Consider the following 17,006-nt stretch of genomic DNA (forward strand, 5'->3'; position numbering starts at 1 on the left):
GATGCAAACTTGGCGCACTTTGCCAACTACAAAGCAAACAACAACAGAGGTCGGGATGGCTGATATTTTACTTATCGACGACGATAGAGAACTGTCGGAACTCTTGCAGGAATACCTGATCAGCGAGGGGTTTTCCGTATCCGTTGCCTTCGACGGCTCTGAAGCCCTGGATATGGCGCGTAACAACCAGTACACCGCGATGATTCTCGACGTGATGCTGCCGCGCCACAGTGGTTTTGACGTTCTCAAACAATTGCGCCAACAGCCCGAACTCGGCCAGCAGGACACCCCGGTGATTATGCTCACCGCCAAAGGCGATACCATAGACAGGGTTATTGGGCTTGAGATCGGCGCCGATGACTATTTGCCAAAACCCTGCGATCCGCGCGAACTGGTGGCCCGTTTACGCGCGGTACTGCGGCGCACCAGCGTCAATCAAAAGGCCTCCCCTGAGGCAGACACCCTGCAAGTGGATAGCCTGCTGTTGCAAATGGGAAGCCGGGCCGCCTACTGGCAGCAAAACCTTCTACCCTTAACCGGCACCGAATTCAGCGTTCTGGAATTGTTGGTTCGTCAAGCCGGCCAGGTTATCAGCAAGGACGAGCTCACCGAGCAGGCGCTGGGACGTAAGCTGACCCCCTATGACCGCAGCATTGATGTCCATGTCAGCAATATTCGTAAAAAACTGTCCGCCGCCGGCGCAAGCAAAGAGCAAATCATTAACGTGCGCGGCGCGGGCTATATGCTGACCCGTGCCAGCGAGGCTCCCGCCGCCCAATGACCCGGCTTTATTTACGGGTCTTTTTGACCTTCTGGTGCATTACCGCCGTCATTATTGTCACCTCAAACGTCATTGTTCACTGGCGCGATATTAATCCAGACAATAACCTACAGCGTCTGCGCGACGATCGCGACTACGAGCCGGCGCTGCGCTTTCTTTACCAAATCGTCGGCTCAGCGATTAACCGCAATTCCGCCCAGGTATTGGCGGATATGCGCAGCATGCCCGAGTGGTCTACACGCCACTTTTATATTGTCGACTCCACCAACCGCGACCTGCTGGACCGCCCCCTACCAGCAGGAGTTCATCACTTGGTGCCCAAGCTTAACCCCAGCCACCCCTTTGACAAAGTAATTCTCGATGAAGAAAAAACCTGGGGTCGACACGTCACCCTGAACGATGGCAAAAGCGTAAAAATTTTTACCATTGCCACCAGCGCCGGCGACAACCGCTCGGGCAACATCGTCTGGCAATTATTTATTAATAATATCTGGCCGCTGCTGCTGACCTCTATTTTGGTCAGCGGTACCGCCTGCTTCTTTCTCGCCCGACACCTGGCACGTGGTTTATCCACTCTGCAGCGGGCCACGCGCTCAATCGCCAAAGGGGATTTAAGTGTGCGCATCAGTGACCGCTTTGATACCAGGCGCGATGAGATCGCCTCCTTGGCACATGATTTTGATCATATGACCGAGCGCCTGGAAAAGGCCATGGCGGAACAAAAACGACTGATTAAAGATGTCTCTCATGAGCTGCGCACCCCGCTCGCACGCCTGCAAGTAGCATTGGCCCTCGCCCAACAGCGCAGCCAGGGCACGGTTGATAAAGAATTGGATCGTATCCGCCAGGCAGCCGATTACCTAGGCGACATCATCTCCGACATTCTCGCCCTTCCCGTATTGGATGACGGCGGCTGGACCCTAGATGACACCATGGATTTAAGTGCACTACTCGAAGCCTTAAATCAGGGGCTGGAGAGTGAAGCGGCGCGCAAAAACATCACCTTAAAGCTGGACAACCCGTTAAGCGAGGCACTGTTAGCCACCCACGGTAATATGCTTTACGGCGTATTCGACAATGTCTTACGCAACGCCCTGCGTTACACCCCCACAGGAGGCACCATAACCACATCGCTGCGACAAGAGGCTGGAAATTACCATATCGACGTCGCAGACACAGGTCCGGGCGTGCCCGAGGCTCAACTTGCGGATATTTTCGAACCCTTTTACCGCACCGACCAGGCCCGCGACCGCGAGAGTGGAGGTTATGGTCTGGGCTTGGCTATTGCCCAACGCACAGTCGCCCTGCACGGCGGCAGCATAAAAGCTCGCAACCGCCAGCAGGGAGGGCTTGAAGTCTCGATCACATTACCGCGTAACGGCGACTGACAAACTTTTGACTAGCGGCAGTAATTTTCCGCTCGGCCGCTATATTAAGGTCATCACTTTGACTCTTTAGGCTTGAACAGCTTACAAGAAAACATCCTAACCCACTGATAATATTAAATATTTACACTCAAAACAGATAGGTGGCACAGAAATCGCTAAGCTCTAAATAAGACCCACTGTTGCATCCGTGATAACAGGCCGGTACCGGCAAAACCAAGAGCAGCGATACTATGCAAGACCTTTCACCAACGGCAACTGCCAATACAGCTGAGGCATTACGCAGCGGCATCTTTACCGATGCCTCTACTACTAGCGCCCTGCTTGAGGCACGCGCTCGCCTTGCTCACGCCCTACAAACCAGTCTCGATGCCGCAGAGCTACTTCCGCTTTTTTATCGCCACTCACGCGGGCTTATCGACTATTCAGGCCTGACATACAATGACGCCGACGGCAACGTCATGCAACTGGGCCATAAATCAGTACACAGCTGCCGCTATAACCTCACACTGCCGGACGCCGATTTAGGCAGCATTTCTTTTTTCCGTAAACAGCGCTTTAGCGAGTCGGAGCAACAGTGCATGGAAACTCTGCTGGCATCGCTCGCCTTCCCATTGCGCAACGCGCAGCGCTACCAAAATGCTCTGCGTATGGCGCTGATCGACCCCCTAACACAGGTGGGTAATCGCGCCGCATTGGACAGAGCCTTGGAGCGTGAACATCAGTTGTTGCAACGCAGCGGCCAACCCTTTGCCCTGCTGATGATTGATATAGATCACTTCAAACAAATTAACGACCGCTACGGGCACGGTGTGGGGGACAAAATTATCGCCAGTGTCGCCAGTACTATCGATGAGGTGAGCAGAGGCACAGACATGACGTTTCGCTTCGGCGGGGAGGAGTTTGCGTTGATACTAAGCGCGACTGGCGCTGCCGGGGCTCTGATCACGGCCGAGAGACTGCGCCGCGCAGTAGAGAAAGTTCGCCTGCTGCATGATGGTCACAGTATATGCGCCACAGCCAGTATCGGCGTAAGCGCCTGCGCGGAGCCCGGCGAGGCCGTGTCACAGCTTATTGAACGCGCCGACGCGGCGCTTTATAAAGCCAAACGCGCCGGGCGCAACCGCTCCTGCTGCGAAGCGCCGTATCAGTCGGCATCGCAGGCCGCGAAAAGCTAAGACTTAGCGGGGCCTCGCGGCCGAACATTTCTTTTACCGCGCCCGGCGCGTCCGGCACGTAGTTTTCGCTCATGACGCTCGCGCTGCTTTTTCTCGTCTGGCAATGCAGGGGCTGTACGCTCAACATCCAGCCCGGCTGTCAAACATAAATCGGCAATTTCTTTGTCGTTCAGTTCAAGCCATTGCCCGACCCGCACGTGAGAGGGAATGAAAATATTACCGTAGCGCACACGCTTCAAGCGGCTGACTCGAACCCCCTGCGACTCCCACAGGCGACGCACTTCACGGTTGCGCCCTTCCATCACCACACAGTAAAACCAGCGGTTACGGGACTCGCCCGCACCATCCACAATATCGGTAAAACGGGCCAGCCCATCATCGAGCAATACGCCATCCAGCAGGCGCTTTTTCATATCTTCGTCGACATCGCCCTGAATACGTACTAGGTATTCGCGATCAATCACCGACGAGGGGTGCATCAACTTATTGGCAAGATCGCCGTCGTTGGTAAAAAGCAACAAGCCGCTGGTGTTAAAGTCCAAGCGCCCTACCGAAATCCACCTCTCGCCAGACAATTTAGGCAAAGCGGCATAGACGGTACGACGACCTTCCGGGTCTTGGCGGGAGCAAATTTCACCCTCGGGTTTATTGTATAAAATAACGCGACGACGAGACTTTTGCCCCTTCTCTTTGAGCTCTTTACCGCGAAATACAATGGTGTCTTCGGGGCTGACACGATCACCCAAGGTGGCGAGCTTACCGTTTACTTGAACCTCTCCGGCGACAATCGCACGCTCCATTTCTCGGCGCGAGCCGCAGCCCGCCCGAGCGAGCACTTTTTGCAGTTTTTCATCGGTCGCGTCGTCAGGCGCGTCCGCAGTTTCATTAATTCGGGTTTTCTTTACCATAATGTTGGCGGCGTTTTCACACGCTGCGCTCTGCCTCTTCGACCGCTGGGGTCTCTGGGTTATCGGATTGTTCGGGTTCGGCGGCGCTCCACTCGGCGTGACCGAGTGATTCTTCCTGCGCAACCTCATGCTCTGCCTGTTCGGCCTGCGCATCAGTGCCAGAAGCTTCGGGCTCGGTATGTTCGGAGTCATGCGAATCAGCGTCCGCGGCACTCTCGCCCTCGATGTCACTTTCAACGTCACTGTCACTGTCACTGTCACTGTCACTGTCACTGTGGTCAGTTTCAGTGACGACACTGGCTTCGACCGCTTCAGACTGACCGCTATTTTCCGCATCAGCACCCTCTGGGGCCTCTGAGCCATCGCCGAGATCGAGCGCGTTGTTTAACTCGTCAAAATCGCGAATTTCACTCAGGGTGGGCAGCTCATCCAGACTTTTCAGATTAAAGTAATCCAAAAACTGGCGCGTTGTCGCATAGAGTGAGGGCCGGCCGGGCACGTCACGCTGCCCCACCACTTTAACCCAGTCGCGCTCGGTAAGCGTTTTGATAATGTGCGAGCTGACGGCCACACCGCGGATCTCTTCAATATCACCGCGAGTGATCGGCTGGCGATACGCGATCAATGCCAGAGTTTCCAGCAGGGCGCGTGAGTATTTTTGCGGCTTTTCTTCCCACAGGCGATTGACCCAGGGCGCCAAATCCTCGCGCACCTGTAAACGCCAACCGCTGGCGACCTCTTTGAGTTCAAAACCACGCTCTTCACAGGCCTCTGCAATGGCCGCGAGCGCCTGATTGAAATCCTCTTTAGCGGGCAGTTCATCCTCTTCGAACAAGGTCTCTAATCGCTTTAACGACAGAGGCTCTCCCGCAGCCAGCAAGGCACCTTCGACAATCGCTTGTAGTTGTTTTATTTGCATAAATAAAATTCGTTACTGTGTTTTAGCCTTAACGTGAATCGGGCCAAAAGATTCGCTTTGGACGATCTCCACCAAGGACTCTTTAATCAACTCCATCACCGCCAAAAAGGTTACCACTACTCCGAGGCGCCCTTCTTCTACGGTAAACAGACTGACAAAAGGCATAAACTTTTTCCCCGCTAACCTATCGAGCACCTGAGCCATACGCTCACGGGTCGAAAGACGTTCTTTTTCCACATGATGGCTCTCAAACATATCGGCGCGGCGCAACACCTCAGACAGAGCTAACAGCAGCTCTTTTAACTCCACCTCGGGCTCTGGCCGGGTAAGGTTGCGATCGGGGGCCTCGGCAGTGGCCTGGAAAACGTCCCGCCCCACCCTGGGCAACTCGTCGATATCTTCGGCGGCGTGCTTAAAGCGCTCGTATTCCTGCAAACGCCGAATCAGCGAGGCGCGGGGATCCTCGCCTTCTTCTTCCTCTTCGACGGTGCGCGGCAAGAGCATGCGCGACTTGATTTCCGCCAACATCGCCGCCATCACCAAATACTCGGCGGCTAGTTCAAAGTGCGCGGCATCCATTAGCTCGACATAGGCCATGTACTGACTGGTAATTTCCGAAACATCGATTTCCAGAATATCCAGATTCTGCCGTCGAATCAGATACAGCAGTAAATCTAACGGCCCTTCAAACGCCTCTAAAAACACCTCCAGCGCATCCGGCGGAATGTACAAGTCTTTCGGAAGCTCGGTATAGGCCTTGCCCTGCACCATAGCGAAGGGCATTTCACCCTGCTCCGGACGCGTCACCTCAGTCGTGGATTCTTCCTGGATCTGCGCCTCGGTTACTGTATCTGTGGACATAATCATTTCCGGTTACCGCCTGTCTCTGCGGCTGCGCTTAGGCTATTAAAGGGGCTATGGTATCAACAAATCCGCCGCGCACTCGCTCAGCCCGCCAACAGAGCGGAAAAGTCCCCTTTCCCCTGGCGAATAAGCTCTGGCGTGTCCTCAGTTAAACCCACAACAGTGGTGGGCTCCAGGCCGCAGAAACCACCGTCAATCACCAACTCGACCTGATGCTCCAGGGTGTCGCGGATATCATAGGGGTCGGTGAGCGGAAATTCGTCCCCCGGCAACAATAGCGTGCTGCTCATCAAAGGCTCGTTTAGCTCTTCCAGCAGCGCCAGGGCGATTTTATTGTCCGGGACACGCAAGCCGATTGTTTTACGCTTGGGGTGGCGCAGACGGCGTGGCACCTCAGAGGTGCCCTCAAGGATAAAGGTATAGGGACCGGGGGTGTGAGCTTTGAGCAGCCGGAATACCTGATTATCGACCCGGGCGTAGGTGGCAATTTCCGATAGGTCGCGGCACATAAGGGTAAAGTTGTGATCTTTATCCAGACGGCGCATGAGGCGAATCCGATCCAGGGCCATTTTATCGCCGATATGGCAGCCCAGGGCGTAAGCAGAGTCCGTCGGGTAGGCGACGATCCCGCCGCGACGAATTATGTCAACGGCCTGAGAGATCAGGCGAGCTTGTGGATTTTCTGGATGAATCTGGAAAAATTGTGCCACTTCAGAATCCTTTATACAGGCTATGGGGCCTCGCGGCCCGAAAGGGCCATTATAGGTTTGCGCCGGTCAGGTTACAATTATTGCCGTGCTTATTGCCAGCGATGCCACACAGCCCTGGCACCCTCGGGCAAGTGAGTCGCGCAGCCAAGCTCCTGCCAGGCGGCACCGGGCCGGTGAAAATCGCTGCCCAAAGATGCCTCTAGACCAAACTCAGCAGCGATAGCAGCCAAGTTTTCCGCCACACCACTAGGCTGCATGCCGCTTACCAGCTCCATCGCGCTACCTCCCGCGGCGCTAAAGTCAGCCACTAACGCACGTAGCTTAGTGCGCGTGAGCCCGTACTTGGCAGGATGCGCCAGTACCGCAACGCCGCCCGCACCATTGATGGCGTCAACCACCTCCACCATGGGGGGCCAGAGTAATTTGATATCGCAGCTTTTACCGCTCCCCAGATACTTTTTAAAAGCGCGCGACACGTCGGGTACCCGCCCGTCTTGCACCAGCAACTCGGCAAAATGCGGTCTACCGGGCTCTGCGCCAGCCAGCTCACGGGCGCGCCTGTATGCATCCTGCACTCCGATCTTGGCAAGCTTTGCGCCTATCTTCTGATTGCGGCAACGGCGGCGCTCGCCCTGCTTGCGCACCAATTCGGCCATGGCCGGATGTGTGGACTCAAAACCGAGCCCGACGATATGAACGCCTATTTTACCCCAGCGCGAAGACAGCTCTATGCCACTGACAAACGCCATATTCAGCTTGTCGGCCTCGCCCCTGGCCTCCGTTAGGCCAGCGAGCGTATCGTGATCGGTAAGCGCAATCAGCTCTACCCCTTTTTCACTCGCACGCTGCATCAACTCAGATGGGCTCAAAGCCCCGTCAGAGCAGTGGCTATGCATGTGCAAATCCACCCGCAATTGGTTCAAACCCACCCCTTTTCTTTCGATTTACCGTATAATTGCGGCGCTCAGCCGCCAGAAAAACTCACGCTACAGACAAGGCAATGTGCCGCAATGACTGATACAACTTCCCGGACCTCTGAGTCGACCTCCCAGCAAAACAACCCCGCCCAACCCGGAAAAAAGCGCGAGAGCCTGTGGGGCAACCTGTTGATCAACATCATCATTCCCACCCTGATTCTCAGCAAGCTCAGTGGCGAGGACTACTTAGGCACCCGCTTGGCGCTGGTAGTGGCCCTGGCCTTTCCACTGATATACGGCTTGAAGGATCTGCTGGTAAAACGCGAATTTAATGCCTTCTCGGCCCTTGGCGCCGTCAGTATTTTGCTCACCGGCGGCATCAGCCTGCTGGAGCTGGATCCACAGTATATCGCGATTAAAGAAGCGGCCATACCTGGGCTAATAGGTCTTGCCACTGTGCTTTCGATGAAAACTCGCTTTCCGCTGGTGCGCACCTTTCTCTACAACGACAAAGTGCTCAAAACCGATTTAATCGCCGAGCGTTTACACAGCGCCGACAATAGCGCCGCGTTTGATCGAGCCCTGCGTAACGCCTCTTATTTAGTTGCCGCCTCATTCTTTTTATCGTCATTTCTCAATTATGTGTTGGCCAAATGGCTGCTGGTAAGCCCCCCGGGAACCGAAGCATTTAACGCTGAACTCGGTAAAATGACGGCTTTGAGCTTCCCCGTAATCGCCCTGCCCGCCACCGTAGTAATGGCGGGCGCGCTGATGTACCTATTTCGCCGCATCCGCCAACTGACAGGGCTCGATTTTGAAGAAGTTATAAACGCCAACTAGCAACGTATAAAAGAGTTGAGAGACATTTATGCTTTACGCCATTATCAGTGAAGACGTAGCCAACAGCCTGCCCCTGCGCGCCAAGGCCCGGCCAGCCCATGTCGCCCGTTTACACGAGCTACGTGACAAAGGTCGGCTGATTTTGGCCGGCCCGCACCCTGCAGTGGATGCAGCGGAACCCGGTGATGCAGGCTTTAGCGGCTCATTGGTGGTAGCCGAGTTCGATTCGCTGGCCGACGCCCAGCGCTGGGCGGATGAAGATCCATACATAGAAGCCGGTGTTTACCAAAAAGTGACCGTCAAGCCCTTTAAAAAAGTCGCACCCTAGCTTGTAAGGCGCTGATTCGCTACTGGCGGCTCTAGGCGTGACACGGTTGACAGGGATTGGGGCACCCTTTCGTTAAAATAGCGACGGCGCTCGCCGGGCGCCTTACCAACCAATACGTATAAGGGTAACTTCGTGATTAACAGTAAAAGTATTCTAGCCGGTATTCTCAGCGCAATTGTTTGCAGCGGCGCCTTGTTGCTACCGGCCATTGGCCAGGCCCAGACTCTCTACGTGGCCGACGAATTGCGTGTACCACTGCGCAGCGGCATGGGCAACCAATACCGCATTATTCATCGCGGTCTACCCAGCGGCACCCGTCTTGAGCAGCTCAGCAGCAATACCGATGATGACAACAACGAGTGGACTCAGGTACGCACCCCTGAGGGTCAAGAGGGCTGGATTCGCTCGCAGTATCTACTCAATGAGCCGACTGCCGCCATTAAACTGGCCCGCCTCGAAGAGAAAATGAGCCAGCTCGACGGCGACCAGAGCGAGCTGCTGCAAACCAATGAGCAATTGAGCCAGGACAAAGCAAACCTGGAGCAGCAAGTCGACGAGTTACAGGCAAACCTGGAGCAGGTTCAAAGCGACTACGCCAACTTGAAAAAACTGTCGGCTAATGCGATTACCTTAAACCAGCGCCACAAAGAGCTGAACGAAAGTTACCAATTGCTGCAAACCCGCGCCGAAGTACTGAAAACCGAAAACGAGCGCCTGCAAACTGGTCAGCGCTATCGCGAGTGGTTGTTTGGCGCGGGTATTTTAATTGTAGGGGTTATCGTCTCTCTGGTATTGCAATCAATGGGCCGACGCAAACGTCGCTCGGAATGGGGTTAATACATGTTAAAACTGCTGCAAGCTTTCGCTACTTGTCTGCTAATTGCCATCGCCAATACGAGCATCGCGGCCGCGGACAACAATAACAAGTACGTTACGTTAAAAACAGATTTAGGCACTATGCTGGTAGAACTCTACCCGGAACAAGCGCCCATTACCGTCGCCAACTTTCTCCAATATGTCGACAGCGGGTTTTATGACGGCACCATCTTTCACCGAGTGATTCCCGGATTTGTGGTTCAAGGCGGTGGCTTTACGTTTGATTTCAACCGCAAAGAAACTGGCGAGCCGATTAAAAATGAATCTGACAATGGCTTGAAAAACCATTACCTGACTCTGTCTATGGCGCGCACTAGTGCGGTAGACAGTGCCACCAGCCAATTTTTTATCAACCTCAATCACAATGAGTCGCTCGACGGCAGTGCCGATAAGCCCGGCTACGCGGTGTTTGGCAAAGTGATCGACGGCGAACAGGTGGTAGAGAAAATCGTCGCAGAACCGCGGGGGATTTTTCGCGCTTACCCTGATGCACCCAATGCCGCCGTTCGGATACTGGAAGCCAAGCGCGGCAAGCATATGGAAAAAGCTGCACACACCTCCAAGCTGAAAGAGATGATTGCCGAGTGAGTACCGCCCTTAGTGTCAACTTGAACAAGGTCGCCCTGATCCGCAACTCCCGCGAGGGCCACTTCCCAGACCTGGTGGAGTTCGGCACCTTGTGCCTGGATGCCGGAGCCCAGGGTTTAACCGTCCACCCCAGACCCGATCAAAGGCACATTCGCCCAGCGGATGTATTCACTCTGGCAAAACTGGTGAAACAATTTCCAGGCTGCGAGTTTAATATTGAGGGCAACCCCTTCGCTGCACCTTTGGCCGATTACCCTGGCCTGCTTTCTTTGGTCGAGCAAACACAGCCAGACCAATGCACTCTGGTCCCCGATAGCAACGATCAACTCACTTCCGATCACGGCTTTGACCTCAACCGCGACAGCGAAAAACTAAAGCCCATACTCGCTAAACTAAAAACCTGGGGCGTTCGCGTTAGCCTCTTTATGGACCCTGATCGCGAGCAGATTGCCCGCGCCCGGGATCTCGGCGTCGAGCGCATCGAACTCTACACCGGCCCCTACGCCGAGCATTTTGGTACAAACCGCGGCTCTGAGCTGCTCGATGAGTACCGCAGCGCCGCTCACTATGCACAGGAAATAGGCCTAGCGGTGAACGCCGGACACGACCTGAACCTGGAAAACCTACCCGAGTTTCTCACCATTGAGGGCATCGCCGAAGTCTCCATCGGTCACGCTCTTACGGTAGATGCACTGCGCATGGGCATGACCCCCGCCGTTGCACGCTACCTCTCTATTTGCCAGCACTCGCGCTGAGCCTGTTCTACACTTGAGGGAAAAGCCTCTGGCCGAGCCCATGCTTGGCCAGAGTTCTCTTAACACAGTCAGTCAGGAGCGTTCCTATGCATTCGATTCTGGTTCAGGACTATATGCAAAAAGATCCGGTGGCCTTCGCGAGTAACACCAACCTGTTGCAGGTAGTGCACAAATTACTGGCCGCGCGAGTTACCGGTGCACCGGTAATCGATGAGCAGCGCCGGGTCATCGGCTTTGTTTCCGAGCAGGATTGCATCAAAGAAATTTTACAGGGCGCGTTTTACTGCGAAGAGCCCCCCATTGTTGCCAGCGTAATGACCAGCCAAGTCATAAGCTTTGCCCCGGGCAATTCCATTGTGGAAATCGCCCAGATCATGATCAGCCACAAGCCGAAAAACTACCCGGTAGTCAGCGAAGGAAAATTAGTGGGGCTGATTAGTCGGCGCGACGTGCTGGCAGCCTTACTGGACAATGACGAGGACTGTTATCTACGCGCCAAGTAGAGTAAGCTCAGGCGCTTTTATAAGGCCACTGACCGACTCAATTATGCAAAGGCGCGACAGCGAAGCCTACCTGGCTAAAAAACAATTCTACGACAGTTTACTGACTGTGTACGGGCGCAAACCCGTGCTTGAGGCCCTGCAGATGGCCGATGTAAAAATTCATCGCCTGCATTTGGCCGACAGCAACAAACCGGCAGCCATTCTCAGCGAAATTATCGCCATTGCCGAAGGCCAAGGCGCGGAAATTCTCTACCATTCACGCAACGCACTATCGCGCATCTCTAAAAACAGCAAACAGGATCAAGGTATTGCGGTAGATTTACTTTGCCCCAAGTTTTCCACCTTGGCGAGCCTCCTGGAACAACAAGAAAAAATCAAAGGCGACCTGCTGGCGCTGGATGGCATTACCAACCCGCAAAACCTCGGCATGATTATTCGCTCCGCTTGTGCAGGCAATATCGCCGGCATTTTGCTGCCCAGCAAAGGCAACGCACAAATCGACCCGCTGGTTATTAAGGCAAGTGCGGGCACATTGTTTCGCGCACCCATCATTCGCCTGGAAAAAACTCTGGAGGCTGCATTGAGCGATCTGACGCAAGCGGGCTACCAAATCACCGGCTTGTCGTCCCACAGTCGCGACACCCTGAGCCAATGCTCTGCCAGCGGCAACGTTTTTGTGCTCGGCAATGAAACTCACGGGGTCAGTGCAGCGGTGGATAAACTCTGTCATAAACGGGTTAAAATCCCAATGAATAACGGAGTTGAATCGCTTAACGTGGCGGTTACCGCAGCGCTTATTGCCTTTCGCCACAGCTTGTAAAATTCAGATCAAACAGACATAAAAAAGCCCGCTCACGCGGGCTTAGTGAAAGAAACACAGGCGCTTACAGCTTGTAGCCTTCTTCCTCGTGCATCGTAATATCCAAACCTATTTGCTCTTCTTCGCGGCTTACACGCAGACCCGAGGTCATCACACCGGTGAGTTTCAGTAGCACATAAGTAATGACACCTGTGTAAGCGAAGGTAATTATCACACCCAAAAACTGCACCCAGACTTGCTCCCCCATGCCGGACACTGCCTCAGAAAAACCATAACCACTGAAAACACCCAGGTTAGGCGAGGCAAACACACCGGCCAGCAAAGTACCTAAAATACCGCCCACACCGTGGACCGGAAACACATCCAATGAATCATCGATGTGCCAGACCCGCTTAACGGCCTGGGTCATAAAAAAGCACACCACACCAGCCAGCAAGCCAATCACCAGCGCGCCGCCAGGACCAACAAAGCCAGAAGCCGGGGTGATGGTACCAAGGCCCGCCACCATACCCGTGACAATCCCCAGCACGCTGGGCTTGCGGAACTTAATCCATTCGATAGTCATCCACGCCAGCGAGCCGGCCGCTGCGGATATGTGAGTAACCAACATCGCCATGGCTGCATCCCCGTTAGCCGCCAGCGCGCTGCCCCCGTTAAAACCAAACCAACCTACCCACAACATGCCTGCACCGGTAACTGTCATGGTCATATTATGCGGCGGCATTGCCACAGACTGAAACCCGTCGCGCTGCCCCAACACCAAAGCCGCCACCAGTGCGGCCACCCCAGCAGTAATATGGACCACCGTACCACCGGCAAAGTCCAACAGGCCCCAGCTGCCGAGGAAGCCACCGCCCCACACCCAGTGACACACGGGCACGTAAACCGCCAGCAACCAGAGTGCCGAGAAGATCAGCATGGAAGAAAACTTCATACGTTCGGCAAAAGCACCGACAATGAGCGCCGGGGTAATAATGGCAAAGGTCATCTGAAAGAGCGCAAACAGAGGCTCTGGAATATCGCCCGCCAGCGTATCTCTGCCGATACCGGCGAACAAAATATGACTGAAATCACCAATCCACTGATTGCCCTCGCCAAAGGTCAGGCTATAACCAACAATTAACCACAGCAGCGAGGCCACACAGGCGATAGCAAAGCACTGCATCAGCACCGAGAGGATATTTTTGCTGCGAACCAAGCCCCCGTAAAACAGCGACAGGCCCGGTAGGGTCATAAACAACACCAGTGCCGTGGCGGTTAAAATCCAGGCCGTATTGGCACCATCCGCTGCTGCCAGAGCCCCCGGAGCAACAACCGTTAACCCTAGTGCAGCGCCCAGGCGGACCATAGTGGACATTATTTTTTTCATGAACTCTCCTAAATCATTACCAATGACACCGTTTCGATACCTTTATTTAACGCCCGGCGCACCAAATAAAGGCGGAAAACTGGCACCCAATCATGCTTTATTAATCGCGCCTTATAATTGCGCATGACGGCCTTATCTGCACTTTTTGTGCCCATATTTTTATATCTTTATTATCAACAACTTAAATATATTCTGCACGGAAAACGTACAGCAACGCGCACCAAAAGAGAACGGCAAGAAAAGCAAAGGTCTATTTTGGTGCGCAACCGGAAAACGACGAACCGATATTGGGCGGGGTGAGATTAGTGGGGGGATCTGCGGGAAAGCTTACGCGAAAAGGCCCGAGCAAGGTGCCTGAACTCCGCCGCCGCACTCTGATCATCGGCAAAGCGGATACGCTCGAACAACTGGCTCAAGTGATCGAAGTCCTCGGCCAAGTCTGGGTGCGCCTGGGCCACTCTGCGGGCAAAACTGTGCGGGCCTTCACCCGCGCCTCTTGGCAAACCTAAGCCGGCGAGCGTGCGGCACAAACGCTGGTAAATGCGAACTTCGGTGGCGACCGGCGCTCTTCGCTGCCAAAACAATGCGATCGCAAGCAATAAAATAATCACTGCCACCGCCGCTATAATTGCAAGGGTGCTACGCCAGGCAGCGTTACCGCCAAGTAAAGCACTCAAAAACTGCTGCTGAGCCTGAGCGTCATAGCCCATCACCCAGCGGTGCCAACGATAGTTGAAAGCATCCCAATGCAACTGCCAATTGGCCAAGAGCGCAAAACGTCTGCCCAAGGCATTACCGAGTAACTGTGAATCCGTGTCATCCAGGGAAAACTCAACCCCCCGGTCGATTCGCTCGGGCGCCACAGCGGCGGTGGGGTCCACCCGCATCCAACCGCGCCCCGCAAGCCAAACCTCGGCCCAGGCGTGAGCGTCTAGTTGGCGTACGGTTAAATAGCCCTCGTGCGGGTTGACCTTGCCGCCCTGGTAACCTGTCACAACTCGCGCCGGCACCCCCGCCGCGCGCATAAAAAATACAAAGCTGCCGGCAAAATGTTCGCAAAATCCCGTCTGGCTTTGCAGCAAAAACTCGTCTACAGAATCTTCTCCCAGCAGCGGAGGCTGCAAGGTGTAATGGAAACGGCTTTGCACATAGCGTAAAAAACGGTCGACCAGGTCTTGGGGCGAGGCTGCTTGGGCAGACCACTGGCGGGCCAACTGCCGCGTTTGCAGATTGCCTGTATCTGGTAACTGCAGGGCGCTGCGCCTCTCCCAATCGCTTAAGCCATCGGCCTGGGCACGAAAATCCAATGCCGATACCAAAGAGTACTGTTTGCGCTGGCTGACCGGGCGGCGCTGAAACAGGGTAAACCCTCGACTCAGGTGGATATCGGACGCGGAAGGCTGCGCCAGCGCCAGGCTATACAACCAGTTATGGCTGCTGGGTTCGAGCATAACCTGGTATTCAACCCGTTCGCCGAGGGGCTCTAGCTCCTGCGCAGCGTCCTGCCAAATACTGCCGCGCCCGGCTTTCACGTCCTGTAACCGCCCCTGGCTCCAGCGCCGACCGTCAAAGTGGTCAAGCACCAGGGCACGCCAATAGCGCTGCTGTGGTGCAGGGATAGCACCGGCAAAACTCGCCCTGAAAGCTACCTCGTCGGACTGCATTAAGTTCGCCATATCGCCGGGCGACATGCTATCGCTCAAACCGGTAATACCCGAGCCATTATTTAAAGGCACTGTCCACAGCGAACCTATACGCGGCACCGCGAGAAACAATACCAGCATAATAGGCACCGCTTGTAGCAGCATCCCGGTCAGCCGGCGCCAGGGTTTAAAACCGCCCTGCTCGCCCCTGGCGGCCTGGTTTACCAATAAGGTCGCCGTAACAGCGGCAAAACAGCTGAGGCTATAGAGCATTCCCAACAACTGATTGTAAAAAAGCAGCTGGGTACCGATAACAAAATAAGCGAGGAAACACAAAAGATAAACGTGCGAGCGACTGCGGGCTTCGGTGAGCTTGAGCACAAACCCCGCAACCAACAAAGAGACCATGGTCTCCATACCAAAGCGACCGTTAAAGCTGGCGAACAGTAAGGCGCTGACGGCAATAGCCAGAAGCGCGCGGGAAATCTTACCCGGATAAAAACCGCGGCCTTGGTGTAACAACCAGCGCCAAACCATTATCACTAGCGCCAGGGCGCTCAGCCAATAGGGAATCTGCAGTACGAGCGGGGCCAACACCAGCGCCTGGGTCAACAGTAAGTATTTGAGTGTCTGCCCGGCAATGACGCTACTGTTATCCACCAGCGTGCTCCCCGCCTTTATACAGGGCTAACTCTTTCAACACTTGGTGCAAATGCCGCTCGCCGCTCGCGAGCTCTATACGTACGCCGGGAAGCAGCAAGCCAAATTCCCGCTCTTCGCAGTGCCACTGCAAGGCAAGATAGCAAAGTCCGGAAAGTCTATCTTCCGTTGTTCCCTCCAGCGCGGCAAAGTCGAGCCAAACCCCCTGGCGCTGCCCAGCGGCAAACTCTTTAAGCTGCAGACCCGCTCCGCGGGCGTATAATTTCCAAGCCACCTGCGACAAAGGCGCCCCCGCCTGATAGCGCGAAAACCCCATAAAATCGTCGTCCGCTTTTACTCTGTCACCCAGGTCACCTTCTTCGCCGCCCGGATAGTTCAAGTTCAGCACGGCAGGCTTAGGTTGGGGATACACCAGTATTTCGCTCTTGAGAAACACCCAGGACCAAACCCGGGTAATTCCCAAAGGATAATAACTTTTCAGCAATAAGCGCCCTGGGGAAAGCCAACCGCGACGCTCTGCCAGGAGCGGGACTCTTAGGGTATGCGGGCGATTTTTCTCGAGATCGCAACGTATCGCTGCAGTCCCTGGATACTGCAACTGTAAATGCACACTGCCTCTAGGCGCTGACATCTCCACCGGCAATTCGATGCGCTCACCGGCAAAACCCGGATTGGCGGAGAGCACCTGCAATTGCACCCCCGCCAAATTACGATAGGCGTGTAAGACAGACACGATAAATAGAGCGAAAAGTAAAAAGCTACTGGCAAGAATTAAATTATTTTCGTAGTTAGTGCCAAGCAACCACAACAACACCGCTACTAGCGCATAGCCTAGGCCCGCTTTACTGGGGAGCACGTAAATTGAGCGATGCGCCAGAGTCACCTTTTGCGCACGCGGCGCACGCTTTTCGGTAACGCGCCAAAAGAAGCTTTTTACAGAATTAAACTTGGCAAGCACAACC

Annotated in this window: 18 protein-coding genes; 10 read left to right on the forward strand and 8 right to left on the reverse strand. The window is 54.7% G+C overall.

Going from position 1 to position 17,006, the window contains the following annotated elements:
- Positions 1-55 precede the first annotated feature (55 nt).
- From NHM04_RS03935 to NHM04_RS03945, 3 genes are all read left to right on the forward strand, one after another.
- Positions 56-781 carry a response regulator transcription factor gene (locus tag NHM04_RS03935; protein WP_254265745.1) on the forward strand — a complete coding sequence of 242 codons (726 nt, stop codon included), beginning with the start codon at positions 56-58 and terminating at the stop codon, positions 779-781.
- A gap of 23 nt (positions 782-804) precedes the next feature.
- Positions 805-2,169 carry an ATP-binding protein gene (locus NHM04_RS03940; protein ID WP_254265746.1) on the forward strand — a complete coding sequence of 455 codons (1,365 nt, stop codon included), beginning with the start codon at positions 805-807 and terminating at the stop codon, positions 2,167-2,169.
- Positions 2,170-2,399: 230 nt separating this feature from the next.
- On the forward strand, positions 2,400-3,344 hold the full coding sequence (locus tag NHM04_RS03945; RefSeq protein ID WP_254265747.1) for a GGDEF domain-containing protein: 945 nt from the start codon (positions 2,400-2,402) through the stop codon (positions 3,342-3,344).
- Here the strand turns inward: NHM04_RS03945 and NHM04_RS03950 are convergent.
- From NHM04_RS03950 to NHM04_RS03970, 5 genes are all read right to left on the reverse strand, one after another.
- Positions 3,341-4,252 (reverse strand): pseudouridine synthase, encoded by a 912-nt coding sequence (locus NHM04_RS03950; RefSeq protein ID WP_254265748.1) that lies wholly within the window; start codon positions 4,250-4,252, stop codon positions 3,341-3,343. The two genes, NHM04_RS03945 and NHM04_RS03950, sit on opposite strands and share 4 nt — an antisense overlap.
- A gap of 16 nt (positions 4,253-4,268) precedes the next feature.
- Positions 4,269-5,171: an SMC-Scp complex subunit ScpB gene (scpB, locus tag NHM04_RS17345; RefSeq protein ID WP_305881958.1), complete on the reverse strand. Its 903-nt coding sequence runs from the start codon at positions 5,169-5,171 to the stop codon at positions 4,269-4,271.
- 12 nt (positions 5,172-5,183) lie between these two features.
- Complete coding sequence (locus NHM04_RS03960) at positions 5,184-6,032, reverse strand: ScpA family protein (protein ID WP_254265749.1); 849 nt, start codon at positions 6,030-6,032, stop codon at positions 5,184-5,186.
- An 86-nt stretch (positions 6,033-6,118) separates the two neighbouring features.
- Complete coding sequence (locus NHM04_RS03965) at positions 6,119-6,745, reverse strand: L-threonylcarbamoyladenylate synthase (RefSeq protein ID WP_254265750.1); 627 nt, start codon at positions 6,743-6,745, stop codon at positions 6,119-6,121.
- An 89-nt stretch (positions 6,746-6,834) separates the two neighbouring features.
- Positions 6,835-7,668, reverse strand: coding sequence for a PHP domain-containing protein (locus NHM04_RS03970; protein WP_254265751.1), 834 nt, complete (start codon positions 7,666-7,668; stop codon positions 6,835-6,837).
- Between the two features lie 87 nt (positions 7,669-7,755).
- On the opposite strand from NHM04_RS03970, the gene NHM04_RS03975 reads away from it, so the two are divergent.
- The 7 genes from NHM04_RS03975 to NHM04_RS04005 all read left to right on the forward strand — a co-directional run bounded on the left by NHM04_RS03975 (position 7,756) and on the right by NHM04_RS04005 (position 12,372).
- Complete coding sequence (locus NHM04_RS03975; protein WP_254265752.1) at positions 7,756-8,502, forward strand: VC0807 family protein; 747 nt, start codon at positions 7,756-7,758, stop codon at positions 8,500-8,502.
- A gap of 28 nt (positions 8,503-8,530) precedes the next feature.
- A complete protein-coding gene (locus NHM04_RS03980) occupies positions 8,531-8,830 on the forward strand; it encodes a YciI family protein (RefSeq protein ID WP_254265753.1) in 300 nt (99 codons plus the stop codon).
- A gap of 132 nt (positions 8,831-8,962) precedes the next feature.
- Positions 8,963-9,667, forward strand: coding sequence for a TIGR04211 family SH3 domain-containing protein (locus NHM04_RS03985; protein ID WP_254265754.1), 705 nt, complete (start codon positions 8,963-8,965; stop codon positions 9,665-9,667).
- Between the two features lie 3 nt (positions 9,668-9,670).
- The gene (locus NHM04_RS03990; RefSeq protein ID WP_254265755.1) at positions 9,671-10,294 is read left to right on the forward strand and encodes a peptidylprolyl isomerase; all 624 of its coding nucleotides are present in this window, start codon (positions 9,671-9,673) and stop codon (positions 10,292-10,294) included.
- Positions 10,291-11,049 carry a pyridoxine 5'-phosphate synthase gene (locus NHM04_RS03995; RefSeq protein WP_254265756.1) on the forward strand — a complete coding sequence of 253 codons (759 nt, stop codon included), beginning with the start codon at positions 10,291-10,293 and terminating at the stop codon, positions 11,047-11,049. Before NHM04_RS03990 ends, NHM04_RS03995 begins: the two co-directional genes overlap by 4 nt.
- 86 nt (positions 11,050-11,135) lie before the next feature.
- Positions 11,136-11,552: a CBS domain-containing protein gene (locus NHM04_RS04000; protein WP_254265757.1), complete on the forward strand. Its 417-nt coding sequence runs from the start codon at positions 11,136-11,138 to the stop codon at positions 11,550-11,552.
- Between the two features lie 43 nt (positions 11,553-11,595).
- Positions 11,596-12,372 (forward strand): RNA methyltransferase, encoded by a 777-nt coding sequence (locus NHM04_RS04005; RefSeq protein ID WP_254265758.1) that lies wholly within the window; start codon positions 11,596-11,598, stop codon positions 12,370-12,372.
- Positions 12,373-12,436: 64 nt separating this feature from the next.
- Here NHM04_RS04005 and NHM04_RS04010 read toward each other — a convergent pair whose 3' ends face one another.
- From NHM04_RS04010 to NHM04_RS04020, 3 genes are all read right to left on the reverse strand, one after another.
- Complete coding sequence (locus NHM04_RS04010; protein ID WP_371872596.1) at positions 12,437-13,720, reverse strand: ammonium transporter; 1,284 nt, start codon at positions 13,718-13,720, stop codon at positions 12,437-12,439.
- A 323-nt stretch (positions 13,721-14,043) separates the two neighbouring features.
- Positions 14,044-16,044 (reverse strand): DUF3488 and transglutaminase-like domain-containing protein, encoded by a 2,001-nt coding sequence (locus NHM04_RS04015; RefSeq protein WP_254265760.1) that lies wholly within the window; start codon positions 16,042-16,044, stop codon positions 14,044-14,046.
- Positions 16,037-17,002, reverse strand: a complete 966-nt coding sequence (locus NHM04_RS04020) for a DUF58 domain-containing protein (protein WP_254265761.1) — start codon at positions 17,000-17,002, stop codon at positions 16,037-16,039. The genes NHM04_RS04015 and NHM04_RS04020 overlap by 8 nt, the downstream gene beginning before the upstream one ends.
- Positions 17,003-17,006 lie beyond the last annotated feature (4 nt).

Source organism: Gilvimarinus sp. DA14 (genome assembly GCF_024204685.1).
In the GTDB taxonomy this organism is placed as follows: domain Bacteria; phylum Pseudomonadota; class Gammaproteobacteria; order Pseudomonadales; family Cellvibrionaceae; genus Gilvimarinus.

Coding starts and splice junctions, on each gene's coding strand:
- NHM04_RS03935 (WP_254265745.1), top strand. CDS start 56: ATGGCTGATATTTTACTTATCGACGACGATAGAGAACTGTCGGAACTC.
- NHM04_RS04000 (WP_254265757.1), top strand. CDS start 11,136: ATGCATTCGATTCTGGTTCAGGACTATATGCAAAAAGATCCGGTGGCC.
- NHM04_RS03945 (WP_254265747.1), top strand. CDS start 2,400: ATGCAAGACCTTTCACCAACGGCAACTGCCAATACAGCTGAGGCATTA.
- NHM04_RS03950 (WP_254265748.1), bottom strand. CDS start 4,252: ATGGTAAAGAAAACCCGAATTAATGAAACTGCGGACGCGCCTGACGAC.
- NHM04_RS04010 (WP_371872596.1), bottom strand. CDS start 13,720: ATGGTCCGCCTGGGCGCTGCACTAGGGTTAACGGTTGTTGCTCCGGGG.
- NHM04_RS03980 (WP_254265753.1), top strand. CDS start 8,531: ATGCTTTACGCCATTATCAGTGAAGACGTAGCCAACAGCCTGCCCCTG.
- NHM04_RS04005 (WP_254265758.1), top strand. CDS start 11,596: ATGCAAAGGCGCGACAGCGAAGCCTACCTGGCTAAAAAACAATTCTAC.
- NHM04_RS03960 (WP_254265749.1), bottom strand. CDS start 6,032: ATGTCCACAGATACAGTAACCGAGGCGCAGATCCAGGAAGAATCCACG.
- NHM04_RS03975 (WP_254265752.1), top strand. CDS start 7,756: ATGACTGATACAACTTCCCGGACCTCTGAGTCGACCTCCCAGCAAAAC.
- NHM04_RS03990 (WP_254265755.1), top strand. CDS start 9,671: ATGTTAAAACTGCTGCAAGCTTTCGCTACTTGTCTGCTAATTGCCATC.
- scpB (WP_305881958.1), bottom strand. CDS start 5,171: ATGCAAATAAAACAACTACAAGCGATTGTCGAAGGTGCCTTGCTGGCT.